23 protein-coding genes and 1 riboswitch are annotated in these 25541 nt (G+C 48.2%); of the genes, 18 read left to right on the plus strand and 5 right to left on the minus strand.

What is annotated here, in order from left to right; translation table 11 throughout:
- Nucleotides 1-219: 219 nt before the first annotated feature.
- The 3 genes from thrS to ACN08W_RS07400 all read left to right on the plus strand — a co-directional run bounded on the left by thrS (nucleotide 220) and on the right by ACN08W_RS07400 (nucleotide 5160).
- Nucleotides 220-2250, plus strand: coding sequence for a threonine--tRNA ligase (gene thrS / locus ACN08W_RS07390; protein ID WP_419101327.1), 2031 nt, complete (start codon nucleotides 220-222; stop codon nucleotides 2248-2250).
- A 148-nt stretch (nucleotides 2251-2398) separates the two neighbouring features.
- A complete protein-coding gene (locus tag ACN08W_RS07395; RefSeq protein WP_419109155.1) occupies nucleotides 2399-4456 on the plus strand; it encodes a M3 family metallopeptidase in 2058 nt (685 codons plus the stop codon).
- A 140-nt stretch (nucleotides 4457-4596) separates the two neighbouring features.
- The gene (locus ACN08W_RS07400) at nucleotides 4597-5160 is read left to right on the plus strand and encodes an HIT family protein (protein WP_419107303.1); all 564 of its coding nucleotides are present in this window, start codon (nucleotides 4597-4599) and stop codon (nucleotides 5158-5160) included.
- Between the two features lie 6 nt (nucleotides 5161-5166).
- Here the strand turns inward: ACN08W_RS07400 and thiE are convergent, their stop codons facing one another.
- Entirely contained in the window at nucleotides 5167-5871 is a 705-nt protein-coding gene (thiE, locus tag ACN08W_RS07405; RefSeq protein ID WP_419109156.1) for a thiamine phosphate synthase, read from the minus strand.
- A gap of 44 nt (nucleotides 5872-5915) precedes the next feature.
- Nucleotides 5916-6053: riboswitch (TPP riboswitch) on the plus strand.
- Between thiE and thiO the strand changes: the two genes are divergently transcribed.
- The 11 genes from thiO to ACN08W_RS07460 all read left to right on the plus strand — a co-directional run bounded on the left by thiO (nucleotide 6047) and on the right by ACN08W_RS07460 (nucleotide 15043).
- Nucleotides 6047-7360, plus strand: a complete 1314-nt coding sequence (gene thiO / locus ACN08W_RS07410; RefSeq protein WP_419109157.1) for a glycine oxidase ThiO — start codon at nucleotides 6047-6049, stop codon at nucleotides 7358-7360. (Overlaps the previous riboswitch by 7 nt.)
- On the plus strand, nucleotides 7338-7580 hold the full coding sequence (gene thiS / locus ACN08W_RS07415) for a sulfur carrier protein ThiS (protein WP_419107306.1): 243 nt from the start codon (nucleotides 7338-7340) through the stop codon (nucleotides 7578-7580). Before thiO ends, thiS begins: the two co-directional genes overlap by 23 nt.
- Nucleotides 7581-7619: 39 nt before the next feature.
- Nucleotides 7620-8432 (plus strand): thiazole synthase, encoded by an 813-nt coding sequence (locus tag ACN08W_RS07420; RefSeq protein ID WP_419101321.1) that lies wholly within the window; start codon nucleotides 7620-7622, stop codon nucleotides 8430-8432.
- Nucleotides 8332-9645: a ThiF family adenylyltransferase gene (locus tag ACN08W_RS07425; RefSeq protein ID WP_419103730.1), complete on the plus strand. Its 1314-nt coding sequence runs from the start codon at nucleotides 8332-8334 to the stop codon at nucleotides 9643-9645. The genes ACN08W_RS07420 and ACN08W_RS07425 overlap by 101 nt, the downstream gene beginning before the upstream one ends.
- Nucleotides 9642-10931, plus strand: a complete 1290-nt coding sequence (locus ACN08W_RS07430) for a MurT ligase domain-containing protein (protein WP_419109185.1) — start codon at nucleotides 9642-9644, stop codon at nucleotides 10929-10931. Before ACN08W_RS07425 ends, ACN08W_RS07430 begins: the two co-directional genes overlap by 4 nt.
- Entirely contained in the window at nucleotides 10931-11653 is a 723-nt protein-coding gene (locus ACN08W_RS07435; RefSeq protein ID WP_419109158.1) for a type 1 glutamine amidotransferase, read from the plus strand. The genes ACN08W_RS07430 and ACN08W_RS07435 overlap by 1 nt, the downstream gene beginning before the upstream one ends.
- 98 nt (nucleotides 11654-11751) lie before the next feature.
- On the plus strand, nucleotides 11752-12510 hold the full coding sequence (locus tag ACN08W_RS07440) for a YebC/PmpR family DNA-binding transcriptional regulator (protein WP_419101318.1): 759 nt from the start codon (nucleotides 11752-11754) through the stop codon (nucleotides 12508-12510).
- Nucleotides 12511-12526: 16 nt separating this feature from the next.
- Nucleotides 12527-13210, plus strand: a complete 684-nt coding sequence (gene ruvC, locus ACN08W_RS07445; protein ID WP_419109159.1) for a crossover junction endodeoxyribonuclease RuvC — start codon at nucleotides 12527-12529, stop codon at nucleotides 13208-13210.
- 27 nt (nucleotides 13211-13237) lie between these two features.
- Entirely contained in the window at nucleotides 13238-13858 is a 621-nt protein-coding gene (ruvA, locus tag ACN08W_RS07450; protein ID WP_419109160.1) for a Holliday junction branch migration protein RuvA, read from the plus strand.
- Nucleotides 13859-13978: 120 nt separating this feature from the next.
- Nucleotides 13979-14941: a Holliday junction branch migration DNA helicase RuvB gene (gene ruvB / locus ACN08W_RS07455; RefSeq protein ID WP_419101636.1), complete on the plus strand. Its 963-nt coding sequence runs from the start codon at nucleotides 13979-13981 to the stop codon at nucleotides 14939-14941.
- Between the two features lie 9 nt (nucleotides 14942-14950).
- Nucleotides 14951-15043, plus strand: a complete 93-nt coding sequence (locus tag ACN08W_RS07460; RefSeq protein WP_419105888.1) for a LysM peptidoglycan-binding domain-containing protein — start codon at nucleotides 14951-14953, stop codon at nucleotides 15041-15043.
- A 55-nt stretch (nucleotides 15044-15098) separates the two neighbouring features.
- On the opposite strand, the gene ACN08W_RS07465 is transcribed toward ACN08W_RS07460, so the two are convergent.
- Both ACN08W_RS07465 and ACN08W_RS07470 read right to left on the minus strand, forming a co-directional pair.
- On the minus strand, nucleotides 15099-15245 hold the full coding sequence (locus tag ACN08W_RS07465; protein WP_419103735.1) for a hypothetical protein: 147 nt from the start codon (nucleotides 15243-15245) through the stop codon (nucleotides 15099-15101).
- Between the two features lie 136 nt (nucleotides 15246-15381).
- A complete protein-coding gene (locus ACN08W_RS07470; RefSeq protein ID WP_419109161.1) occupies nucleotides 15382-15597 on the minus strand; it encodes a hypothetical protein in 216 nt (71 codons plus the stop codon).
- A gap of 456 nt (nucleotides 15598-16053) precedes the next feature.
- Between ACN08W_RS07470 and secD the strand changes: the two genes are divergently transcribed.
- From secD to ACN08W_RS07485, 3 genes are all read left to right on the plus strand, one after another.
- On the plus strand, nucleotides 16054-17751 hold the full coding sequence (gene secD / locus ACN08W_RS07475) for a protein translocase subunit SecD (protein WP_419107311.1): 1698 nt from the start codon (nucleotides 16054-16056) through the stop codon (nucleotides 17749-17751).
- Between the two features lie 2 nt (nucleotides 17752-17753).
- Complete coding sequence (gene secF / locus ACN08W_RS07480) at nucleotides 17754-18830, plus strand: protein translocase subunit SecF (RefSeq protein ID WP_419101311.1); 1077 nt, start codon at nucleotides 17754-17756, stop codon at nucleotides 18828-18830.
- 139 nt (nucleotides 18831-18969) lie between these two features.
- Nucleotides 18970-21384, plus strand: coding sequence for a RelA/SpoT family protein (locus ACN08W_RS07485; RefSeq protein ID WP_419109162.1), 2415 nt, complete (start codon nucleotides 18970-18972; stop codon nucleotides 21382-21384).
- Here ACN08W_RS07485 and ACN08W_RS07490 read toward each other — a convergent pair.
- Both ACN08W_RS07490 and ACN08W_RS07495 read right to left on the minus strand, forming a co-directional pair.
- Nucleotides 21381-21992, minus strand: a complete 612-nt coding sequence (locus ACN08W_RS07490) for a hypothetical protein (RefSeq protein ID WP_419109163.1) — start codon at nucleotides 21990-21992, stop codon at nucleotides 21381-21383. The genes ACN08W_RS07485 and ACN08W_RS07490 overlap by 4 nt on opposite strands.
- A 469-nt stretch (nucleotides 21993-22461) precedes the next feature.
- Complete coding sequence (locus ACN08W_RS07495; RefSeq protein ID WP_419107314.1) at nucleotides 22462-23748, minus strand: DUF349 domain-containing protein; 1287 nt, start codon at nucleotides 23746-23748, stop codon at nucleotides 22462-22464.
- A gap of 305 nt (nucleotides 23749-24053) precedes the next feature.
- Here ACN08W_RS07495 and hisS point away from each other — a divergent pair, with 305 nt between their 5' ends.
- Nucleotides 24054-25418, plus strand: coding sequence for a histidine--tRNA ligase (hisS, locus tag ACN08W_RS07500; protein WP_419109164.1), 1365 nt, complete (start codon nucleotides 24054-24056; stop codon nucleotides 25416-25418).
- Nucleotides 25419-25541: the final 123 nt, after the last annotated feature.

Here is a 25541-nt window from a genome sequence, read left to right on the forward strand (position 1 = left end):
AAACTTTATATAAAGATTTCTTTGTGTGTCAAGGTATGTATCAAAAAAATTTTATGGATGTTAGATACTCCACAACCAGTCGTCACGACACTGCAGATAAAGAACCCCCATGACAAAACACATGTAAACTAAAGAACAATGTGCGCTCTTGTACCGCGCACTATCAATACCGAGCATGCCCTTAGTACGGGCGTGCACAACACACAAACAAGGAGACAGATGTCTGTCGCACACATTTCTGTAGACGTTGCCGGAGAAAAACGCACCATTGAAGACGGCACCACAGCCGCCGAACTCTTCACCGAAGACCGCGATATTGTCGTTGCCCGTATTAACGACAAACTCGTAGACCTCTCAACACCCCTACACGAGGGGGATTCTATCGTCCCCGTCAGCATCCACGAACAAGAAGGTCTAGAAGTCCTCCGTCACTCCGCCGCGCACGTCATGGCTCAAGCAGTCCAAGAATACCGAAAAGACGCAAAACTCGGCATCGGGCCATATATTACCGACGGCTTCTACTTCGACTTTGACGTTGAAGATCCCTTCACCCCTGAAGACCTCAAAAAAATTGAGAAAATGATGATCAAAATCATCAAATCAGGACAAAAATTTGTACGCCGCGTTGTGACCCCAGAACAAGCAGCGCAAGAAATGGCGCAAGAACCCTACAAGCTCGAATTGCTGAGCCTCAGCCAAGGTCCCGGTTCTGGGGCTGACGCAGCAGAAGGCGCCTCCGTAGAAGTCGGCGCCGGCGATATCACCATCTACGACAACGTTCACCCCAAAACTGGGGAAACCGTATGGCGTGACCTCTGCCGTGGCCCACACCTACCCAACACAAAACTTATCGGAAACGGGTACGCCCTCATGCGAGCAGGTGGAGCCTACTGGCGCGGTTCTGAAAAGAACCCCATGCTCCAACGCATTTACGGAACTGCATGGCCTAGCAAAGAAGAGCTCGTAGCCTACAAAGAACGTATCGCAGAAGCTGAACGACGCGACCACCGACGACTCGGAGAAGAACTAGACCTCTTCTCCTTCCCTAAAAACATCGGCCCCGGTCTACCCGTCATCCACCCCAAAGGTGGCATTATCAAACGTGAGATGGAAGACTACGTACGCACACGCCACATCCAAGAAGGCTTCCAATACGTCAGCACCCCTCATATCTCCAAAGAAGACCTGTTCTACACCTCTGGGCACCTGCCATACTACTCAGACGGTATGTTCCCCTCCATGGAACTCGATAACGGAAACTACCGTCTCAAGGCCATGAACTGCCCCATGCACAATGAGATTTTCCGATCACGAGGACGCTCCTACCGAGAGCTACCATTACGACTATTCGAATTTGGAACCGTCTACCGTGACGAAAAATCAGGTGTACTACAAGGACTCACCCGAGTTCGTATGATCACCCAAGACGACTCACATAGCTACGTCACCAAAGAACAAGCACCCGATGAGATTCGTCATCTGCTCAAATTTATGCTCAGCCTGCTAGAAGATTTCGGTATGACAGACTTCTACCTCGAATTGTCTACCCGAGACACAGAAGGCGATAAAAAAGACAAGTTTATCGGCACCGACGAACAATGGGAACAAGCAACAGCAGTCCTTGAACAAGTCGCCTCCGAAACCGGTCTAGAACTTGTACCAGATCCAGGTGGAGCAGCATTCTACGGACCTAAAATCTCCGTACAAGCGAAAGACGCCATCGGCCGTACCTGGCAGATGTCTACTGTTCAATATGACTTCAACCAGCCACAACGATTCGGGTTAGAATACCAAGCCTCAGACGGAACACGTCAAGAGCCTGTCATGATTCACTCTGCAAAGTTTGGTTCGTTTGAGCGCTTCCTCGGAGTTCTCACCGAACACTATGCAGGAGCATTCCCCGCATGGCTATCACCCGTACAAGTTGTAGCAGTGCCCGTAGCAGAAGCCTTCAACGACTATATGGCAGATATTGCTACCAAGCTTCGAGCTGAAGGGGTTCGCGTAGAAGTCGACTACGGAACTGACCGTTTCCCCAAAAAGATTCGTACCGCTTCCAAAGAGAAAACACCGTTTATTCTCATCGCCGGCGGAGAAGACGCAGAAAATGGGGCAGTATCGTTCCGCTACCGTGATGGCTCCCAAGAAAATGGTGTGCCTGTAGCAGAAGCTATCCAACGCATTGTTGAACACATCAAGAACCGTGTGAACGAAGACCCTCGCGCAACAACTGAAACACCGGCAGAATAGAAGAAAAACCTATACAACCAAGACATCTCATGTGTTGAAACTGTCGCTCTTGTAAAGAATCCTTCCGACAAGGAAAAACTTTACAATAGCGACAGTTTGCTTTAACACAGCAGACAGGAGGAAAAAACCACCGCTAAAATAGAGAACTATGACACATAAACTATTACAAGCATCATCAGATATCGGAGGATACCCACAACTAGCCTCCACCACCAGCCATGACATACACCAAGCGTTAGAAGAAGCCGTACAGGCTCAAAAACTTGCGTGGAACAACATCTGTGCAAATAGCGAAACACCAACCTTCGCCAACACCATTGAACCGTTAGAAGACAGCTACCGAGAATTCTCACGAGCAACAGGCATCTACTACACGTACCTGTCCTCCATGGGAACACCAGAAATACTAGAACTCAGCGAATACTGGGAACCCAAACTCGCCGAACACACAACCGCCATGGCGAATAACGAGCCTCTTGCTACTCGCATCGCCAACGTTGAAGAGCACAACCTCACCCCAGAACAACAACGAGTGCTCAAGCTCTGGAAAGAAACATTCACCGACGCAGGAGCATACCTTAGCAAAGATGCACAACAACAGCTCGCAACACTCGATGCCGAACTAGCAAAACTGAGTGCAGAATTCTCTAAAGCACTGCTGACCGGAGCACAACAAGCAGCACTTCTCATCCACGACGAAGAAGAACTTGCAGGACTCGACGAAAGCACCCGAGAACGTCTTGCCCTCAACGCCGCAAAGAACGGACACGAAGGAGCGTTCCTGCTACCTCAAGATCTCTTTGCCGCACCGGCACTTCTTGAATCACTAGAGAACCCCGCGACCCGCAAAAAATATTATGCAAACTCCATCAACCGTGGACGAGCACACACTCGAGATGCCGGTAGCGCAGATACACCACAAACCATCCAAACTGGCGCAAAAATGTCATACCTGCGAGCGCAACGAGCAGCACTCTTCGGAGCAAAGAACCACGCAGAACTGACCATTCGCCGAGCTGTAGCACAAAAATCTGATGAAGCACTAGCGATGCTTGAAAAAATGTTGCCACAAGCATTAGCAAACTTCCGTAAAGAACTAGAAACCATGGCAGAAGTTGCGGGAGTGCCTGTTGAAGACATCCATGCTGCTGACGTACCTTACTACCTCAAACGTGTGGCAGAAGAAAAATATCGTGTCGATATACAAGCTCTACGACCCTACTTTGAGCTTAACTCTGTAGTAGAACGAGGCGTCTTCTACGCCGCTGAAACTCTTTACGGAATCAGCTTCACCGAACACCCCGAACTATCGAGTTATTACCCCGACATGCGGGTATGGGAGGTCAAAGACGAGAACGGCACTCTCATTGGTATTTTTGCTCTTGACCCGTATGCTCGCGCCACCAAACAAGGCGGAGCATGGATGAACGACCTCGTACCACGTGATGAACGCATCCAACAAGTGCCAGTAGTGCTCAACACCCTCAACATTGCAGAACCTGCTGAAGGTGCACCGGCGCTACTGACCCTTGATAATGTACGGACACTTTTCCACGAATTTGGCCACGCACTACATTCCTTGTTAAGTACCGCTAAGTATCCTTCTGTTGCTGGTACGAACGTTCCCCGTGACTTTGTTGAATATCCCTCACAAGTTAATGAGATGTGGATGTTCCACCCAGCAGTAGTAGGGAACTACGCACGCCATATTGATACAGGAGAAACACTCCCACAAGAACATATTGATGCGCTACGCGCTAGCGAACAGTGGGGAGAAGGATTTGCCACCAGCGAATATCTAGGAGCCGCCCTCCTCGATATGGCATGGCACGCCCGTAGCGTTGAAGACGGGCTCATCGACAGTTGTGAAGATGCTAAAGCCTTTGAAGATGAAGTGCTCAAACGTTATGGCTTCGACCAATACCCAGTATCTCCGCGCTACCTTACCGGAATGTTCAAACACATCTTTGGTGGAGGATACGCCGCCGGATACTATGCTTACATCTACTCCGAGATGATGGACGCAGAAACTGTTGATTGGTTTGAAGAATCCGGGGGAGCAACCCGCCACAACGGTGAAACCTTCAAAAACGCTATCCTCACAACAGGAAATAGCCAAGACCCGGCAGAGTCTTTCCGACAGTTACGAGGACGAGACCCACGAATTGAACCACTATTACGTCGACGTGGACTACTTGAAGAATAGTTAGAACCTATTCTGCTAGGAGTATCGCACTCGCATAATCTGTGTGGATGCTACCGGAAAAGACTTTTCCGGTAGCATCCACAAGAATCTTTTAGCAACATTCACATAGAGCGTATGAGCCTACAGGTACACTAAAGACCATGGAGTACACCACCGATAGCTTTGAACTGCCACAAGTCCCAGATGCTTTCCAACGGCTTTGGACACCTCACCGTAAGGCATACGTCAGCGGAGGGCAAAAAGACTACCAAGAACAGACGTGCCCCTTTTGTAGTGCTCCCGAACGCTCTGACGAAGAATCTCTGATTGTTCATCGAGGTAAATACGCGTACGCCATCTTAAACCTCTACCCATATAACCCAGGGCACCTGCTGATTCTGCCATACCGGCATATCCCATATTACGATGACGCAACCGTCGAAGAACTAACCGAAATAGGGGTTCTCACCCAACAAGCGATGCGTGTGCTACGTCAAGTCAGCAAAACAGACGGATTCAATATTGGGATGAATCAAGGCAAAATTGGGGGAGCCGGAATAGCCGATCACCTACACCAGCATATCCTCCCACGATGGTCTGGCGACACCAATTTCTTACCGATTATCGCCCACACAAAAACCATGTCACAGACACTAGGACAGATACACACTCTCGTAAAACAAGGGTGGGAAGAATACCTTTCAACGACAACCAAAACTCTTTAGAGAAAGCTAAACAACTTCTAACGCACCCTTCAGTTGTTTTGCTGCGCTACGAACATCAGCAGCTTCGGTTAAAGCACGCACCACAACAATACGTGAGGCACCTGCCTGACAAACCTCTGACACCGTATCCACGTTAACGCCACCAATAGCAAACCACGGTTTCTGACCGGCAAACTGAGCAACCTGCTCAAGATACTCCACGCCTGTTGCTGCACGCCCCGGCTTCGTCGGCGTCGGCCACACCGGCCCACACGCAAAATAATCAATATTCTTATCGGTAGCAGCCTCCTGCCCCTGAGACACTCCATGTGTTGAAGCACCTACAAGAACATCGGCACCTAATAACCTGCGCGCCTGCACTGCAGAAAGATCGTCTTGACCTCGATGAAAAATATCAGCACCCATAAGAGCGGCAACATCAGCACGGTCATTGACCGCAAAAAGCTTATCGTGACGACGCGCCACCTTTTTGAGAACCTCTAAAGCTGCTAGCTCCTGTTGCACAGAAATCTTCTTATCACGCAGCTGAATAATATCAACACCGCCACTATAGGCTTCATCCAGAAAAGACTCTAAATCTCCACGAGATAAACGCGCATCCGTACACAAGTACAAGCGTGCTTTGTGAAGCTTTTCAAGGCGCTCGCGACGAAGCGTTGAAGAAGAATCCACGAAAGAAGTGGCGAAAGGCTGTTGTTCATAAACGGACATAGTTTTGAGGTCTCCTTGTATCAAAAAGATTGAGGCTTATACTTAGAGTGACCTACGGGAGCGTCAGATATATCGCGCCATATCACAATAGATATATCTTCACGACGCTGAGAGGGCTAAGAGAGCCGACCGTCTTACTTGATGCGGGTTATGCCGCCGGAAGGAAGTGTTCGTCATGGGTGCGACGTTGTTTAACCCGCACGATGAAGATTCAACTATTCATCAATATATACCCGAACTATCCAAAGAACCACCCTCAACAGTAGATATTGCAGTCATCGGTGCAGGAATTATCGGATTATCGACCGCGTACCGTCTCCAAAAAATAGGGTATAGCGTTGCTGTCTTAGACCCACATCCCGCTTCAGAAGCAACACGAGCAGCCGCCGGAATGCTTGCCCCAGCATCTGAAACACAATTTCGCCAAGAACCATTAGTTCAGCTGATGAAACGGGCAGCGCAACTATACCCATCCTTTGCACAACACATTCAAGAAGAATCCGGTATTCACGTTGGTAGACAAGAAACAAAAACCCTCGTATGCGCCTACGATCATGCTGATAAAAATGCTCTAGAAGACCTCCAACAATATCAGCAAGAGCTAGGTTTAGAAACCCAAAAAATATCCATCCGAAAAGCTCGTTCTCAAGAACCAAGCCTCTCCTCGCGTCTTGCAGGAGTCGTGGAAATAGCCGGCGACCACCAGATTAACCCGCGCTGGTACTGCCAAGGGCTCATACACCTCTTACACGAACAGCTCTACCCTGTGAGAGCCCAAAAAATTCTTCTCGACGCAGACCAAACACACGCCCGCGGCATCTACTGGGAATACCAAAACCCCACGACAGGGCAACAGCACACCGGAGAACTCCACGCAACATATATCATCGTCGCTAACGGCCTCGGAACCTTAGAACTTCAGGGCATACCAGCGCTCAAAGAACTCCCTTTACGCCCCGTCTACGGTGATGTGCTTCGTCTCCGCGTACCTGAAAACCAGCGGCCCTTCATCACCTCAACAATTCGCGGTATCGTCCGCTCCCAACCTGTTTACATCGTTCCCCGTGAAGACAACACCGTCGTCATCGGTGCAACATCACGTGAAGACCATATGCCCGGTATCAACGCTGGCGGAATATACCAACTACTACGTGATGCAAGAGAGCTTATCCCCGCCATCACAGAACTCGAACTCTACGAAATAATCTCACGAGCACGCCCCGGAACACCCGACGACCTGCCCCTCATCGGCACAATCGAACACCACGGTAAACCACTCAAAAACCTCATCCTCTCAAACGGCTACTTCCGTCACGGAATACTGCTTTCACCACGAGCAGCAGAACTCGTAGAACACCTCATCACTGAAACCCTCACCGAAGACGACAGAAAAGACCTCTACGCTTGCCGTCCACAACGCTTCACGCCAACCCAACAAAACCCTAAACCAACGGAGGAAAACCCCAATGAACATCACCCTCACAATTAACGGTGCAGAACACACCTATACGACACCACAAACCATCAAAAAACTCGTCGAAGACACCATCAACACCGCCCTCAACGACCAAGGAAACGCCCAAGACGGAACACCCCTTGGCATCGCCGTAGCACTCAACGACACCGTACTACCACGCAACCAATGGGCACACACCACCGCAAACCACTATGACAGGCTAGAAATCATCACCGCCGTACAAGGCGGATAACACCACCAGCACAAACAACAAACTCGAGATAAAAAGAACATGACACCAACAAACATTCCACCACTGAACATCGACGGAGTAGACCTCAACTCACGACTTATCATGGGCACCGGAGGAATCACCTCACTACAACACCTCGAAGAAGCACTCCTTAGCTCAGGAACAGAACTGACCACCGTCGCCATGCGACGATACAACCCCAGCGGAAAAGAATCTCTCTACTCCATTCTGAAACGCAACAACATCAAAATTCTGCCGAACACCGCAGGCTGCTACACCGCAAAAGACGCACTACTAACCGCAGAACTTGCCCGAGAAGCACTCCAAACACACTGGATTAAGTTAGAAGTCATCGCAGACGAAACAACACTCCTACCCGACACCTACGAACTAATCGAAGCCACCGAAACACTCGCCGAACGAGGCTTTACCGTATTCGCCTACACCAACGACGACCCCATCACCGCACGACACCTACAAAATGCAGGCGCCAGCGCCGTCATGCCCCTTGGCGCACCCATCGGCACAGGACTAGGAATACTCAACCCACACAACATCCAACTCATCACCAGCGAACTAGACGTTCCCGTCATCATCGACGCCGGCATCGGAACAGCCAGCCAAGCAACACAAGCAATGGAACTAGGCTGCGATGCTGTCCTCCTCGCCTCAGCCGTCACCCGAGCCCAAAACCCCGTAGCAATGGCAGAAGCCATGAAATACGCAGTACACGCCGGATACCACGCCTACCATGCTGGACGCATCCCCACCCGAACCCACGCGCAGGCCTCATCACCAACCGAAGGACGAATCCTCACCGGAGCACCCACCCAAGAAGACCTCACCACCTAACCTCAACGAAGAAAGCACCCCAACCATGCCACTGGCACCACTGACCACACCCAAAAAACAACTCAGTACACAAGAACAACTCCGCTACGGGCGACACTTCACCCTGCCCGGCATCGGAGAAGAAGGACAACGACGACTCGCCAACGCAAAAGTCCTCAGCATCGGAGCCGGAGGACTCGGCTCACCCCTACTGCTCTACCTCAGCGCAGCAGGAGTCGGAACCCTCGGCATCATCGACCACGACACCGTCGAATACAGCAACCTCCAACGCCAAATCATCCACAACAACAACACCATCAACACACCCAAAACACACTCCGCACAACAACGCATCCACGAACTCAACCCACACACCAACGTCCACACCTACCACGAAAAACTCAACGCAAACAACGCCGAAAACATCATCAAAAACTACGACCTCATCATCGACGGATCCGACAACTTCGCCACCAAATACCTCACCAACGACATCTGTGAACACCTCAATAAACCACTCATCTGGGGGAGTATCTCCCAATACACCGCACAAATCTCACTCTTCTGGGCACACCCCAAACACCTCAACACCACCCAACACACCCAAGGAACCACCCTCCGAGACCTCTACCCACAAATACCAGCAGCAGACTCCATCCCCACCTGCGCACAATCAGGAGTACTCGGATCCCTCTGCGGAACCATCGGCTCCATCATGGCCACCGAAGCCATCAAACTCATCACGGGAGTACCCGAACCACTCCTAGGAAAACTCTGGATGTACGACAGCCGAACACACACCACCAAAACCCTCAACATCACACCCGACCCGCACCGCACCCCCACACCACTGACCGAAACACTCCAACAAATACAACAATCAACACCACAACCCCTCAACGTCCCCGAAATCGCACTCCACGAAATCAACCAACACCCCGAACACTACACACTCATCGACGTACGCGAACACCACGAACGCAACAACGGACACTACCAAGACCACGCACACATCCCACACCAAGAACTCCTCACCCTCATCAACAACACCCCAAACCCCCTAGAAAACATCAACAACACCCTTACCAAACACCTCAAAAACAACACCACACCAGTGTTCTACTGCGCCAGCGGAAAACGCTCAGCACTCATCGTCCACACCCTCAAAAAACAACAACCACACATAACAGCCCTATCCCTTACCGGAGGATTCAACCAAACACCTATAAAATAAAAAACATGTCTAGACCCATAACACGACTCATCGGCCAAGGCGTACGCTACGCCACCAAACTCCGCGGAGGCGGATCCGCATTCCCCGGACTCGTCATGGAAAAACTACACCCCAACTTCGTCCCCGAAGAACTCGCAAAACTACCTCACGGCGTAGTCGTCGTCTCTGGAACCAACGGAAAAACCACCACCACAAAAATGGTGGTCCAACTACTCCAAGCCCAGGGGCTCAAAGTCTTCACCAACAAAACAGGATCAAACTTCGTTCGAGGAGTTGCCGCCTCACTCCTTGCAGAAATGAGCCTCACCGGAAAACTCGACGCAGACATTGCTGTCCTCGAACTCGACGAAGCCCACGCCGTACACTTCGCCAAAAAAGTCAAACCACACTACGCACTACTACTCAACGTCCTACGCGACCAACTCGACCGCTTCGGTGAAATCGACACCACCCGAAAAATGCTCACCACCGTAGCAGAAGCAACCACCAACACCGTCGTACTCAACCGAGAAGACCCACGCATCCTCAGCATCGCAGAACACGTTAAAACAGGAACACACACCAACTATTTCGGACTCAGCCAAAAACTCCGAACCATGTTCCCATCCGACGACGAAATGCGCTCGCAACAACGAACCAGCACTAAAGAAAACCTCCCAGAAGCCACCGTCACCCTCAACGACTTCAACGGAACCAACGCAACATTCACCCTCAACGGACACACCGCACAAGGAAAAATCAACCTCTACGGCGTCTACAACATCTACAACGCCGCCGCAGCAATGGCACTCACCCAAGCAGTCATGGGAGAAAACCTCAACGAAGAAAAACTCATCGAAGAACTCCAACACATCACACCCGCCTTTGGACGAGGCGAAACCCTCAACATCAACGGCCAAACACTACAACTACTACTCGTCAAAAACCCCTCAGGATTTAGACTCTCCCTCGCCAGCGCAGACGCACAAGACTACGCAACCATGATTACCATCAACGACCAATACGCAGACGGCAGAGACGTCTCATGGCTCTGGGACGTAGACTTCCACAGCCTACAAACAACCGGAGTCAACACCGTCTCCGGAACCCGCGCATGGGATATGGCACTACGCCTAGAACACGACGAAATCACCACCGAACACGTCGAAGAAAACCTCACCGAAGCACTAGAACACTTCATCAAAAACTCCCACGGCAAACCCATGCGCATCTTCTGCACCTACACCGCCATGCTTGCCATCCGCAAAGAACTCTCCAAAATTACCAACGTAGAGGACATCTCCTAATGAGCAACAAAACACTCACCATCGTCCAACTCTACCCACAAGATATGAACATCTATGGAGACTGGGGCAACACCCTCGCCCTAGCACGTAGAGCAAAAGCCCACGGATACACCCCCGAAATCATCGACTACAACCCCTCCGACACCTTCCCCGAAAACCCCGACATCATCCTCGGCGGAGGCGGACAAGACTCCGGACAAAGCATCATCCAAGAGGACCTTCACGCCATCGCCCCCAAACTCAAAGAACTCGCAGAAAACGGCACACCCATGCTCGTCATCTGCGGACTCTACCAACTCTTCGGACAAGAATTCCGCACCAACCAAGGAGAAACGCTCCAAGGCATCGGCATCTTTGACGCCATCACAATCGGCGGAGAAGAACGACTGATTGGAAATATCGTCGAAGAATCCGAAGAATTCGGAACACTCATCGGATACGAAAACCACTCCGGAATCACTACACTCTCCGACGGCACCCGCCCCCTAGCCACCGTCACCAAAGGCGAAGGAAACAACACCACCGACAGCACCGAAGGCGCTCGCAAATACAATGTCATCGGCACCTATCTACACGGCTCGCTCTTGCCGAAGAACCCTGCCGTGGCTGACTTCTTAATTGCAGAAGCTGCCAAGAAAAAATATGGGGAATTTATCCCTCAAACAATAGATGACACGACTATTGACCGTGCACGTGAAAGCGCCATGAATCGACCCCGTTAATGCGGTGTCGTTGAAACTGTTTACAATAGAACCTAGTATCTAAAGAGAACCTGCGCTGATGAGCCACATCAGCGCACAGCAACAAAAGGAGACAACGTATGTCAGGTCACTCCAAATGGGCAACAACCAAGCACAAAAAAGCAGCTATCGACGCTAAACGTGCAAAAGCATTTGCCAAATTTATCAAAGCTATTGAAGTTGCAGCTCGTATGGGTGGCGCAGACGTATCTGGTAACCCTGCACTAGACCTCGCTGTTTCTAAAGCTAAGAAAAACTCTGTCCCTAACGACAACATTGACCGTGCTATCAAGCGTGGTGCTGGTCTCACCGGTGAAACCATTGACTACACCGAAATCATGTATGAAGCCCGCGGACCTCAAGGAACAGCTCTTTATATTGAATGTTTGACCGATAACCGTAACCGTGCAGCAGCAGAAGTTCGTACTGCCGTTACTCGTAACGGTGGCACTATGGCCGATCAGGGATCTGTAGCGTTCCTCTTTGAACGTAAAGGCGTTGCCGAGGTGACCAAGACCGAAGGTCTTACCGAAGACGACGTCCTCATGGCAGTACTTGATGCTGGAGCTGAAGAAGTTATTGATGAAGGCGATATTTTTACTGTCGTATCAGAAGCAACTGATCTTCCAGCCATCCGCCAAGCATTGACTGAAGCAGAACTTGAATATAACAATGACGACCCTGTTTTCCGTCCTACCATGAATGTCGAAATTGACGCTGAAGGTGCTCGCAAATTCCTCAAACTAGCAGATGCTATTGAAGAACTTGACGACGTTCAGAACGTTTATTCTAACGCTGATATTAACGAAGCTGTTATGGAAGAACTTAACGCAGACTAAGGAGATAGTAGGCACAATGCTCCTATCCACAACACAGCGCCCGAAACTTGCGAGTATTCCGCGAGTTCCGGGCGCTGCCCGTATTCTTGGAGTAGACCCAGGGCTGACACGGTGCGGTTTTGGTGTTATTGATATGACCGCTAACCGCCAAGCCCGCTATGTGAAAGTTGGTGTGGCAGGAAGCGCCCCCGCCCAGAAACTTGACCAACGTATTTTCACTGTTTTTCAGGCGGCAGAAGAATGGCTAGAGGTGTATCAGCCAGATGCTTTAGCCATTGAACGAGTATTCGCGCAAGAGCAAGTCAATACGGTGATTGGCACGGCTCATGCTTCTGGTGTTGTGATTGCTGCTGCTGCTGCACGTTCCATTCCCGTATATTTTCATACTCCTTCAGAAGTTAAAGCGGCTGTGACTGGTTCTGGTAAAGCAGATAAAGCTTCTGTCGGAAGAATGGTCACGCGTATCCTTAAATTAGAGAGGCTACCTCAACCTGCTGATGCCGCAGATGCTTTAGCTATTGCTATTTGTCATGGGTGGCGTGGTGCAACGGTCGGCTCTGGTATTGATATGAGCGCTGGCGTGCAAACTCATCAAGGTTCGCGGCCTCGTCCTCAGATGGGTGCGCTAACCCCAGCCCAAAGAGCGTGGAAAGCGGCAGAAGCTCAAAGTGCTCGTCGTGGGCGAGGACAATGGAAATAGTACATATATTCGAATAAGATAGAGATTATGATTAGCACCCTCACGGGAACTGTGACTCAGATTTCCCTCAATAGCCTCATCCTTGACGTCAATGGTTGGGGGCTGATGGTACATACCCCAGCTCGAACACTCTCTCAGCTTTCGCAAGGGGAGACAACTACTCTTTTAACAAGCTTTATCGTTCGTGAAGATTCCATGACTCTTTACGGCTTCTTAGAACCGGCTGAACGTGAAGCCTTTGACCTTTTGCTCTCTGTCTCTGGTATCGGTCCGCGTATTGCCTTAGCAGCATTGTCGGTGCATACGGCCCAAGATATTGAACGAGCTATTGCCACAGGAGATGATAAAGCCTTCACTAAAGTTCCTGGTGTTGGCCCTAAAACTGCTCGAAGAATTGTTTTAGAACTTGCCGGAAAGCTGATTCTCAACGCGAACTCCGGCACCGATCAGCTACCGCTTAACACTGGCGTAGCATGGAAATCTCCCGTTCTCGAAGCGCTCATAGGATTAGGCTGGAGTGAAAAAGATGCAGAACGTTCGGTGGAATCTTACCTCAAAAAGAGTGCGCATCCTGAGAAGTTGTCGGTGCCACAAGCCCTCAAAGAAGTCCTTGCAACATTAGGGCAACAACACAGCACCCGTCATTAGCACTCACGAACATTATCGCCTCAAGAATGAAGAACGGATACTTTGGTGAACCATCGCGCAACAGAACCTGAATATCGAGAGCAACGGCTCGTCGGGTTAGAAGAAGAACCTGAAGAAAAAATGATTGAAGCCGCTTTGCGTCCCCAATCATTAGATGATTTTGTAGGTCAGCAACGTGTCCGACAGCAGCTCTCACTACTTCTCGAAGCATCAAAACTGCGTGGTAAGTCAGCAGACCATGTGCTGTTATCTGGACCTCCCGGTTTAGGAAAGACAACCTTGTCGATGATTATTGCCGCAGAGATGGATGCGCCCTTGCGTATCACCTCAGGGCCAGCCATCCAACATTCCGGAGATTTGGCTGCTATTCTTTCTTCCTTGACTCCCGGTGAAGTTTTATTCTTAGATGAGATACACCGTATGTCTCGTCCAGCAGAAGAAATGCTGTATATGGCGATGGAAGATTTTCGTGTGGATATTGTGGTCGGGAAAGGTGCTGGCGCTACGTCTATTCCTCTGGAACTTCCACCGTTTACGTTAGTGGGGGCAACTACTCGGGCTGGTCTTTTGCCGGGGCCTCTACGAGACAGATTCGGTTTTACCGGACACTTAGAGTATTACTCAACAGAAGAACTGGAAAAAGTGTTGCGCCGTTCGGCAGGGCTGATGGATATGAATATTAGCGCTGAAGGTTTTGCGGAAATTGCAGGACGTTCTCGTGGCACTCCTCGTATTGCTAATCGTCTTCTGCGTCGTGTACGAGACTGGGCATTAGTGCACGACATCCCTCATATCAGCGCCGTAGAAGCTGGACGAGCTCTTGACATGTATGAAGTAGACTCGCGGGGGCTTGACCGCTTAGATCGTTCCGTCCTTGAATCTCTTATTCATAAGTTTGGTGGTGGTCCTGTTGGGCTGTCAACTCTTGCTATTGCCGTAGGCGAAGAAGTTGAAACAGTAGAGACGGTCGCAGAACCTTATCTTGTCCGTGAGGGGATGATTGGTCGTACACCCCGAGGCAGAGTAGCGCTTTCAGCTGCTTGGGAGCATCTGGGGATAGAACCTCCAGAACAACTCTCATAAGATAAATATGTGGTTTTACCCAATTGCCTTACTGAGCTTAACGGTATTGCTAACCCTGATGTAATTGATGTTGGTCAGGTTATTGTTATTCAGCTTGGCTAATATACAAGGCGGGGCTGAGCATCACTTTTGTGTGGTGCTCAGCCCCGCCTCTTTTTTATTTGTTGGTTTTTAGGGCGGTGTAGGCGACCCCTCCCATGACGGCTGATAGGAGGAAATACCAGGGGTGACCTAGTACGGCTGGGATGAGGAATGCTACTGCGCCGATGGTTGCAAATAATGCAATTTTTTGTTTATCTGTCATGATGTTTTTCCTTTGTGATAGAGTCGGGGATAACGCCCTCCCGCCCCTGAGTAGTAGATGTATTCAGGAGCGGGAGGGTTTTGTTACCTACTTTTCTCTTGAGTCTTCTTGATGGTAAAAGGGACAATAAAAAACATTATCGCCGATAGCTCCCACGTTTTGGCTGAGAATCAATCCACTTCTTCGCATTCTCAGGCAAATAAAGTGCTTTACCGTTAGGTAACACGAAATCAGCTTTCAACGGGCGAGCCTTCATATGAACACTCACATTCTTACGAGTAAAACCCGCATAATCAGCAATATCGGACATTTGCCACAGAACTGGTATGTTATCGCCTTCGTGATTTTCCATGATTCCTCCAAAATATCATGAGCTACAGTATGGCTGATTTTCTACGAGTATGGGTGCCTTGATCACTGTCGTGGCGGCTATCATTAGTCATTACTTTACCGTGGTAACTGTTGATATATTGTCAGCCTCGTTGCTACATGTTTGTATTCACCAGTAGTACAAAAGATGAATGAAGCCATATCTTCATAAATATGTCTGATTTTATGCTCTGCAAACTCATCAGCGTATGCGGATTATTCGTTCGTGAACTACGATAGAGCGTGGAAACTTTTCTGCCAAGAAGTATTTTCTGATAAATATTTCTTGGTTTCAGTGATGACATGCACCGTTATCAAACATTGTAGATACTCACCATTAGAAGAAAAGTTCCACTAAATACGAATAAAAATGTTGAGCACATCGTTTACTAAGTATCAAGAAGTTAACGCATGTAGGTCGGGAGAGTAAAGGGGCGGTATGGCTAAGCGAAGCCAACGAGCTAAAGCGAGTAGAGCGCTTATCGCCATGGCTGTGATAGTCGTGGCTTTATGTGCTGGAATCTTTGCTAGCACATCCTATGGAGGGTCATGGCGAGCTAAGTTCGCTTTAGACCTCTCTGGCGGAACACAAATGATTCTTGCGCCTAAAGTCAACGGGGCGCAAGACCAAACAGTTTCTGCCGAACAACTAGAGCAAGCTGTCGAAATTATTCGTCAACGTGTTGACGGTTCAGGTGTGTCCGAAGCAGAAGTGACGACCCAATCAGGGCGTAATGTTGTTGTCTCGGTGCCAGGAACTATCGATCAAAAAACACGTGAGCTGATTCAAGCCTCTGCACAAATGGACTTCCGCGCAGTAATTTACTCAACTTCTCCAGAACCTGTTGCTGATGATAAAAAACTGGCTGATGACCAACTTCCTCACCCCGATGGAGAAGCGACAGACGGTTCCGACGTGCGGTGGGTGACCCCAGAACTCTGGCGTGAATATGAAGCAACTGACTGCACAAGCGGGAAAAGCCCTAACGCAGAGCATCAAGACCCTCACCAAGCTATTGTGGCTTGTGCAGTATCTGGGCATGAAAAATATATCCTAGGACCTGTAGAGCTGAGTGGCTCCGATATATCTAACGCAACCGCCTCACAGGTTGCTAACAGTAATGGTGTCTCAACGGGACAATGGGGTGTAAACATCAATTTTGATGAGAAGGCCCGCGAAAAGTTTAAAGACATCACCACTCGCCTTTACGGAATCTACGGAAAAAACCAGCAAGATCCACGTGCTCGTTTTGCGATTATGCTCGATGGCGCAGTTCTTTCTTCTCCGGTAGCTCAAGCAGTGATTGCCGATGGTAACCCGCAAATTACCGGTAACTTTACGGAAGAAAGTGCACAGTCTCTTGCTCAGCAGCTCAAATACGGTGCTTTGCCCATCAGCTTTACCATTCAATCTGAACAGCAGATTTCTGCAACATTAGGTTCTGACCAGCTCAAGATGGGGCTACTTGCTGGTGTTATCGGTTTGCTATTGGTCTTCGTCTATTCACTTTTCCAATACCGCTTACTAGGGTTCGTGACGATTGCATCGCTGATTGTTGCTGGTGTTATCTCTTATCTGGCAATTATTTTGCTTGGGTGGTCTATTAACTATCGTCTTTCCCTTGCCGGTATTGCTGGTTTAATCGTCGCTGTTGGGCAGACTGCTGACTCCTTCATCGTGTACTTTGAACGTATCCGTGATGAAATTCGTGGGGGTCGCACTATCCCCGCTGCAGTAGATCATGGCTGGCGTCGTGCTCAACACACGATTCTTGCTTCTAAAGCAGTCAACCTCCTTGCAGCAGTAGTGTTGTACATCTTCTCCGTCGGCTCGGTTCGTGGATTTGCTTTCACCTTAGGTTTGACCGCTATCGCCGACCTCATCGTTGTGTTCCTCTTTACACATCCTGTTCTGACGCTTCTTGCTCGTACCCGATACTTTGGTGAGGGTGGACGATTCTCTGGTCTAGACCCTGTTGCCCTTGGTGCTACACCGTTATATCGAGGCGCTGGTCGTTTGCGCACTGCAGAAGAATCTGAGCAAATGAGTATCGCTGAACGTCGTCGAGCTGCTGCTCGCGCCCAAGAAAACGCTCAAGAAGTAGAGGCTTCTCAGAGCACACAGAAGGAGGGGTAATTGTGGCTAACGCACTTGCTCGTTTTGGTAACGACTTACATTCTGGACAGCGTTCATACCAGTTTGTTGGAAAACGTAGATTGTGGTTAAGCATTGCAATGGTTCTCGTTGTTTTGTCCCTTCTCATCCCCGTCGTCAAAGGAGGGTTCAATCTAGGTATTGAGTTCCGAGGCGGTTCAGAGTTTACGATTTCTGATACTTCAAATACCGATATTTCGGTAGGGCAAAAAATTATTGCAGAGCACGCCCCTGAAGCCTCTGACGTTCGAGTGACTCATATCGCTGCGAAAACTATCAGGGCGCAAATGAGCCAGCTTAACGATGAAGAGACTCTTGCGGTAAAAACTGCCCTTCAAGAGGGGTACGGTGTTTCTGCAGACGACGTCACCTCGTCCTTTGTCGGGCCAAGGTGGGGCGCCGATGTGACCAGACAAGCACTCTACGGACTTGTCGCGTTCGTCCTTCTTGCTCTTATCGGCATGGCTTTATACTTCCGTACGTGGAAGATGTCTCTATCTGCTATTGCGGGATTGCTTTTCACCGTAATCGTGACAATCGGAATTTACGCTTTAGTAGGCTTTGAAGTGACACCTAGCGCAATCATCGGTTTCTTAACCATTTTGAGCTATTCACTCTATGACTCTGTGGTAGTTTTCGATAAGATTCGTGAGAATACCGAAGGCATTGAAAAACGCCGTGACCTCACCTATGGTGAACAGATTAACCTTGCAACGAACCAAACTCTTGTTCGTTCCATTAACACTTCTGTTGTGGGCGCATTACCTGTTGGTGCAATTCTTTTCATCGGTGCGTTCATGCTTGGTGCTGGAACTCTACAAGACCTCTCGTTAGCTTTATTCGTCGGCATTATTGTGGGAACGATTGGAACACTCTATGTTTCTGCACCAATGTATGCGGCGTTGCGTCTAGGTGAGAAAGAAATTCGTGAGCATACACAGATGGTAGAAGATATTCGTTCTGGAAAAGTTATTGAACCAGAAGATGCTTCTGAGACTTCTGAGCAGAGCTCTCTCAACGAAATACGCATTGAAGTCAACACGATTTCGTTGGATCGTTAACGTTGATTAGACAATAACTATAGTTTTTGTTAAAAAATCGGTAGCTATGAAAAGAAATAGCTACCGATTTTTTATTTTTGTTATAGTGCGAACAATATAAGGCTAAAATAGCCATACTAGCCTTGGAAGGATGAACACTATGGCGGATTCAGCACACACAGCACAAGATATTGTTTCACAAAAGGTTGTTGGTAACCTTCTTCCTACGACTCTTGGCGGATCGCATCGGGTGATGTCTGCCTCAGAGCGTATTCCCACTCGTCATGTTTTCGGACGTTCCATTCAGACTTCACGAACAAGTCCTACACGTTATTCACCAGTACTTGCCCCAGTGATTCGAACTGTTAAAAAATTTCATCCCGAAGAGGATCTTGACGTAATACAACGGGCCTTTACCGTTGCCGATAAATATCACCAAGGGCAAAAACGTAAAAGCGGTGACCCCTACATTACTCACCCCGTTGCCGTCACCACGATTCTTGCAGAGATGGGAGCCACTGGCCCTGTTCTTGTGGCTGGGCTACTTCACGACACCGTAGAAGATACTCCGTATACGCAAGAACAACTCATCGAAGACTTTGGCGAAGAAGTTGCTTATCTTGTTGATGGCGTCACGAAATTAGATAAAGTAACTTACGGGGAATACGCCTCGATAGAGACGATTCGTAAATTAGTGCTTTCTATGAGCAAAGATATTCGCGTCTTATTGATCAAACTTGCTGATAGGTTGCATAATGCTCGCACGTGGCGTTTTGTTCCCTCTGGCTCTGCAGCTAAAAAAGCTGAAGAGACTCTAAAAATCTATGCTCCTTTAGCACACCGGCTTGGTTTGAGCGCTCTTAAATGGGAGCTAGAAGATCTTTCTTTTGCTGCGATGTCTCCAGAGATTTATCGTGAAATTGTGCGCATGGTGGGGGACCGTACACCTAAGCTTGAAAAATATTTGGATGAAGCCAAAACGACGATTGAACAGCGTCTTGCCAAAGTTGGTATTAAGGCTACTGTCCATGGGCGTCCTAAGCATTATTATTCTATTCATCAGAAAATGAAGTCGAAGAATAAGAGCTTTGACGAAATTCATGACATCTTAGCTGTTCGTATCCTTGTCGATGATGAAGACACTTGTTATGGCGTATTAGGGCACGTAATGTCCTTATGGACCTCGGATCAGGGACGCTTTAAGGACTATATTAAATCTCCTAAAAATAATCATTATCAATCGATACATCTAACATTTGTTGGTCCAGGAAATCTTCCTCTCGAGGTTCAAATACGAACCTATAAGATGCATGAAGAAGCAGAATATGGTGTTGCTGCACACTGGAGATACAAGGCTGCTTCTCGCGGTGAAGATCTTGGAAAAATTGATGCTTCTGGTCGTAAAAAATCAGAGAATAAATCTTCTACTTTTAATGCTGGAATTTTACAAAATATCGCAGAGATATCGAATTCAACACCAGAGCCTGTAGCGTTCTTTGAAGAGTTAGCTTATCACTTAGAGACTGACGAGATTGTGGTGATGACCCCCAATGGTGACGGCATCATCTTACCTGTTGGAGCCACACCGGTAGATTTCGCCTATGCTATCCATTCTGAGGTCGGCGAGAAAACTGTTGGAGCTATCGTGAATGGAAAGATAGCTTCCTTATATACGGGATTAAACTCTGGCGATGTTGTCGAGATTCGTACGTCAAAGAGCCCTCAGCAAGAACCTAGTGAAGACTGGCTAAAATTTGTGCGTTCTTCTAAAGCTCGCCAAAAGATTCGTCAGTATTTTGCTAAAGGTCGCCGATTAGAAGCTATTGATAAAGGCCGTGACGCACTAACTAAGGCAATGCGTCAGCATGAGTTGCCTCTGCAAAAGATGCTGACTGCAGATTTATTGATGCAAGTAGCCCATACTTTCCATCAAAATGATGGTGCTTCTTTGTACCATGCCATCGGCGAAGGAAATATCAAAGCTCAAGATGTCATCTCAAACCTTGTAAATATCTACTATGGCGATGAGGACGATAACCTTGACGTGTTGCCATCCGATTTTGATGAAGATATGTTCTCTTCTCGTCGCACAGTTAGCGATAACGGAATCGTTGTTCCCGGCGCAGATGGTATTTTGACGAAAATTTCTAAGTGCTGTAACCCTGTTCCACCGGATGAAATTCTTGGTGTCGTCACGCGTACTAGCGGAATATCGGTTCACCGAACAGACTGCCCTAATATGCGCAATATGGGGGACGAACCACGATTAACTGAGGTTCAATGGGCGTCAAGTTCTCAGGCTGTCTATCGAGTCAATATTCAGGTTGAATCAATAGACCGTAAATCTTTATTGATGGATCTGACCAGAGCCATCGGTGAGAACCATATTAATATTTGTCATGCTCGAGTACTGACTAGCGAAGATCGCTTCGCGATTAACCGTTTTTCGGTGGAAGTACGTGACCGGTATATGTTGGATCATGTTCTTAATGTTCTTAAGAATGTTGAAGGAGTCTATAAGGCGTATCGTCTCACAGGAGCAAAGCCCGTACACGAAAAATCTTCTACCAGTTAAACTTTCATAGGGTGTGAGGTCGGGATGTTCTGGGATATTTGTTGAAGGACCTGTTGAGCTTTTTGACGGTGGGGTACATACTTCTTGTGTTCAAGGTATGTGTGCATAGTGTCGACAGAACATCCTGAAAAGTTTGGAGTGTTGAGGAATCGTTCGACACTTTGACGAGCGATAGTTTCATCGTGGTGATAGATGAGCAAGTCTAAAGCGGTTCGTAGCGGAGTCGTAACGTGTACCTTGCCTAGGGCTAGGTAATCAGTAGAAGAAAACTGGTTTTGATGCGTAATGATGTTCTCTTGCCTAGTTTTACGAGTGTTAATTCTTGAATAGCGGTCAAAATCTATATAGAAATTCTCAAAGGCAGATGGAGTGCAACCCCATATCCATGCTGCACTATAACGAGAGATTCTACCTCTGGCAAAATATCGAGGAGGGAGGATAAGGCTTAAGGCGCTAGTTCTTAATAAAGGAGTGATACGTAAGGCTGAAGGAGCATAAATATGGGGGAGTACCTCCTGATATTGATACTCTTGGGCGAGAACACGTAGCTCTTGAAGAGTGCCGTTAAAAGTCTCTTTGCTCAGAAGCTGAGAACAATATAATTTCATTTGTTGCTCAGAACTTAGTGAAGAACACACTATAGGTGTTGTTGGAGGTCTAAGACTTTGTTGAGTCCTGACACCTAAAACATGTTGAGGATGGCTCTCGACGAACAAGGGGCAAGGTAGTGTCTGAAGAAGAGAGCTAGGGTGCTGAGAATAAGCTGGTGGTGTACTCATACGCCCATTATGCGGTAGTTCTGAGTGAAACTATGTGTAGTAAAAATATTTGTGGATATCTTCTTGTCTGCCTATATTAATCTGAATTCTTTCTACCCTCGGATTGCGGCTCGATCGATACACGGACTACGGTTCACTAAATTATTAATTTTGGTAGCTAAGCAACCAATACGTCCGAAACTTCGCACAGAAAAGGCTCCCCAGTAAAAACATCAGGGGAGCCTTTTCCGTGAGGGGTTTCAGTATAGGTTTTTTGAGCGTGCCAGTTGCTCATGATCTCCTTACCGAAAACAATTTTTTAGGCGTTAAAATCTGCAGAAGACGCCTGAAGCGTGCTCAACCATGTACGACGTGCATCGAGAGCTTCTTGAGCTTTTTTAATCTTCTGAGCATTGCCTGTTGCTTCCGCCTTCTTGAGGTCTTCTTCAAGGCCTGCTATGGAGTCCTCTAGCTGAGCAAGCATGGAGTTTGCGCGGGCTTTCTTCTCAGGGTCGCTCTTAGACCACTTAGCATGTTCTGCATTGTAGATAGCGTCCTGAACCTTCTTAAGTTCGCCTTCAACGCGACGTACTGCATGACGAGGTACACGACCGGCTGCATCCCAACGGTCTGCAATAGCTTCGAACTGAGCTTTTGCAGCTTTCACATCAGTGACTGGCAAAATGGCTCGTGCTTCTTCTAGAAGTTTTTCTTTGACTTCAAGGTTAGCTTCAAACTCTTTATCTAGCTCTGCATGAGCTACTTTACGAGCTTCAAAGAAACGATCTTGTGCGGCACGGAAACGAGTCCAAAGAGCGTCATCTTCACGACGTGAAGCACGAGGAGCGCTCTTCCAACGGTCCATGAGGTCACGGTATTTTGTTGCTGTTGCTGCCCAATCGGTAGAAGTAGAAAGTTCTTCTGCCTCTGCGATGAGCGCTTCTTTAATCCGTTTAGCTTTGGCATTCGCCTCATCGAGAGAGGAAAAATGTGCGCGACGGTGCTTATCAAAAGTTGTGCGAGCAGAACGGAAACGAGTCCACAAACTATCTTCTACACTCTTAGGTAGGTGGTGAGTGCGCTGAGTGGTTTTCCACGCGTCAAATAGTTCGTTCATTCGAGCATGAGAGTTTTTCCAGTGGGTTTTCTCAATGTCTTGAGAAGCAATGGACTCTGCTTCGCTCACGATTTCTTCACGAGCTTTAAGGGCTGCTTCGCGTGCTGCTGCTTGTTCTTCTTTTTCAATAACTGCACGTTCAGCAATTTTTCCGGTAATAGCAATAAGGCGCTGCTGTAGGTCTGCGTAATCGCCAACCATGTTGCGAATAGCAACCTGAGCACCGAGCTGTTCTACAGATTTCTGTAAATCAGCAACAGCCGCACCATGCTCAACGCGTGCTTCAAGAAGTGAAATCTGAGCTTGGATATTTTCAAACTTACGAGCAAAATATGCGAGAGCTTCGTCGGGGGTAGCTTCTGGAAGCTGGCCGACAGCGTATTCTTCTCCCTCGACAATGACAAAAACGTGTCCGTCGTCGGATACTCTGCCAAACTGGCGTGCTTTATCGAGGTCTACTGGGGTGTTGTCGTCGGATTGTGTGGTCACCGCTATAACTCTTTCACATGAGGCGCACAAGCGCGTTAAACAAACAAAAGCCGCATTCTTCGGCTAGTTCCTCTGCGTATCAGAGGCTCAATTCGCCGTGAATGCGTACATCTTTAGAATACCTTTAGCTTTAAAAACTAGCAACGCAACACGTGAGAAAACCTCTATGAGAATGAGTTTCAAACTACATTTTATGTAGATGACTCCTGTTGATGTTGGGTGATAGCAAAACAACCGAGTACCCTAGAGTAAAGAACTAATAAACACCATCCGGCTTCATCTAGTCGTATATATAGGAGTAACACATGGCTCGTAAGGCTTCGCTATCTGGTTTTCCCGAATTTCTTCCCGAGGAACGCCTGGTAGAGAATCACGTATTGGATACTCTCCGTACCACCTTCGAGCTTCATGGATTCTCACCTATTGAGACTCGTTCGGTGGAGACAGTAGAGCAGCTACTGCGTAAAGGCGAAATCGATAAAGAAGTTTATGGTATCTCTCGACTACTTGACGAAGACGCCGCACACAACAGCACCAAAAAAGACAAAGAAAAACTAGCTCTTCACTTTGATCTCACCGTACCTTTTGCACGATACGTTGTAGAGAACGCCGGATACCTCAACTTTCCTTTTATGCGCTACCAAATGCAGAAAGTATGGCGAGGAGAGCGACCTCAAGATGGTCGTTTCCGTGAATTTACCCAAGCTGACGTAGACGTTGTAGGCGATGGAACATTGCCTTTCCGCTACGACGTAGAACTTGCTCTAGTCGTCGTAGACGCACTTTCACAACTGAACATTGGTGACTTTAAGCTACGCGTCAATAATCGAAAACTCTCTGAAGGTTTCTACCGTGGAATTGGGCTCGACGACACGGCAGGGGTGCTCCGCTCCATCGATAAACTCGAAAAAATTGGGGCAGAGGCAGTAGCGCAACTTCTCAAAGATGAGCTCGGAGCCAGTGACGAACAAGCACAAGCAGCTCTATCATTAGCTCAAATCAGCGCCGAAGATACCTCGTTTGTTAAACAAGTACGCGCTTTAGGTGTTGAACATGAACTTCTTGAAGAAGGCCTTGCCGAACTAGAACAAGTTGTTGGTGAAGCAACTAAACGTGCCCCTGGGCGTGTTATTGCAGACCTGTCAATTGCTCGCGGTTTAGATTACTACACTGGAACCGTCTATGAGACAGTTCTTGTTGGACACGAAAAACTTGGTTCAATCTGCTCTGGAGGTCGCTACGAATCACTAGCTTCTAACGGTAAGAGAACCTTCCCCGGTGTGGGTCTTTCTATCGGGGTAACCCGCCTTGTCTCACGTATCATTGCAGAGCGCATGGCAGAACCAACTCGTAAAGTTCCTTCTGCCGTATTGATTGCTCTAACACATGAAGACATGTGGTCTGAAGCGCAAGACGTTGCCGTGGCATTACGCTCAAGAGGTATCGCTTGCGAAGTTTCTGCACAAGCAACCAAATTTGGTAAACAAATTAAATATGCAGAAAAACGTGGCATTCCTTTTGTCTGGTTTACATATGAGACAGAAGACGGTGGCTTGACTCATGAGGTAAAAGACATTCGTTCCGGAGAACAACTCCCAGTGAATCCTGCACAATGGGTGCCATCAGCCGAAGACCTCACTGTACGTGTAGTAGCCACAGAGAACTCCTAAAAGATGAAGAACCTCATATGAGTTCTTGAGTGAAACAACTCTTTGAATATTTTTCAGTTCTTCATTCGCTGAGGAATATTAAGATTATGATTAGAATGACTATCACATTTTCGTGAACATACC

The organism is Rothia sp. CCM 9419 (assembly GCF_048512815.1).
Lineage (GTDB): Bacteria > Actinomycetota > Actinomycetes > Actinomycetales > Micrococcaceae > Rothia.

Bases quoted from the DNA above. Each gene is read 5' to 3' on its own strand.
- thrS (WP_419101327.1), top strand. From the start codon at position 220: ATGTCTGTCGCACACATTTCTGTAGACGTTGCCGGAGAAAAACGCACC.
- ACN08W_RS07395 (WP_419109155.1), top strand. From the start codon at position 2,399: ATGACACATAAACTATTACAAGCATCATCAGATATCGGAGGATACCCA.
- ACN08W_RS07400 (WP_419107303.1), top strand. From the start codon at position 4,597: ATGGAGTACACCACCGATAGCTTTGAACTGCCACAAGTCCCAGATGCT.
- thiE (WP_419109156.1), bottom strand. From the start codon at position 5,871: ATGTCCGTTTATGAACAACAGCCTTTCGCCACTTCTTTCGTGGATTCT.
- thiO (WP_419109157.1), top strand. From the start codon at position 6,047: ATGGGTGCGACGTTGTTTAACCCGCACGATGAAGATTCAACTATTCAT.
- thiS (WP_419107306.1), top strand. From the start codon at position 7,338: ATGAACATCACCCTCACAATTAACGGTGCAGAACACACCTATACGACA.
- ACN08W_RS07420 (WP_419101321.1), top strand. From the start codon at position 7,620: ATGACACCAACAAACATTCCACCACTGAACATCGACGGAGTAGACCTC.
- ACN08W_RS07425 (WP_419103730.1), top strand. From the start codon at position 8,332: ATGCTGGACGCATCCCCACCCGAACCCACGCGCAGGCCTCATCACCAA.
- ACN08W_RS07435 (WP_419109158.1), top strand. From the start codon at position 10,931: ATGAGCAACAAAACACTCACCATCGTCCAACTCTACCCACAAGATATG.
- ACN08W_RS07440 (WP_419101318.1), top strand. From the start codon at position 11,752: ATGTCAGGTCACTCCAAATGGGCAACAACCAAGCACAAAAAAGCAGCT.
- ruvC (WP_419109159.1), top strand. From the start codon at position 12,527: ATGCTCCTATCCACAACACAGCGCCCGAAACTTGCGAGTATTCCGCGA.
- ruvA (WP_419109160.1), top strand. From the start codon at position 13,238: ATGATTAGCACCCTCACGGGAACTGTGACTCAGATTTCCCTCAATAGC.
- ruvB (WP_419101636.1), top strand. From the start codon at position 13,979: ATGATTGAAGCCGCTTTGCGTCCCCAATCATTAGATGATTTTGTAGGT.
- ACN08W_RS07465 (WP_419103735.1), bottom strand. From the start codon at position 15,245: ATGACAGATAAACAAAAAATTGCATTATTTGCAACCATCGGCGCAGTA.
- ACN08W_RS07470 (WP_419109161.1), bottom strand. From the start codon at position 15,597: ATGGAAAATCACGAAGGCGATAACATACCAGTTCTGTGGCAAATGTCC.
- secD (WP_419107311.1), top strand. From the start codon at position 16,054: ATGGCTAAGCGAAGCCAACGAGCTAAAGCGAGTAGAGCGCTTATCGCC.
- ACN08W_RS07485 (WP_419109162.1), top strand. From the start codon at position 18,970: ATGGCGGATTCAGCACACACAGCACAAGATATTGTTTCACAAAAGGTT.
- ACN08W_RS07490 (WP_419109163.1), bottom strand. From the start codon at position 21,992: ATGAAATTATATTGTTCTCAGCTTCTGAGCAAAGAGACTTTTAACGGC.
- hisS (WP_419109164.1), top strand. From the start codon at position 24,054: ATGGCTCGTAAGGCTTCGCTATCTGGTTTTCCCGAATTTCTTCCCGAG.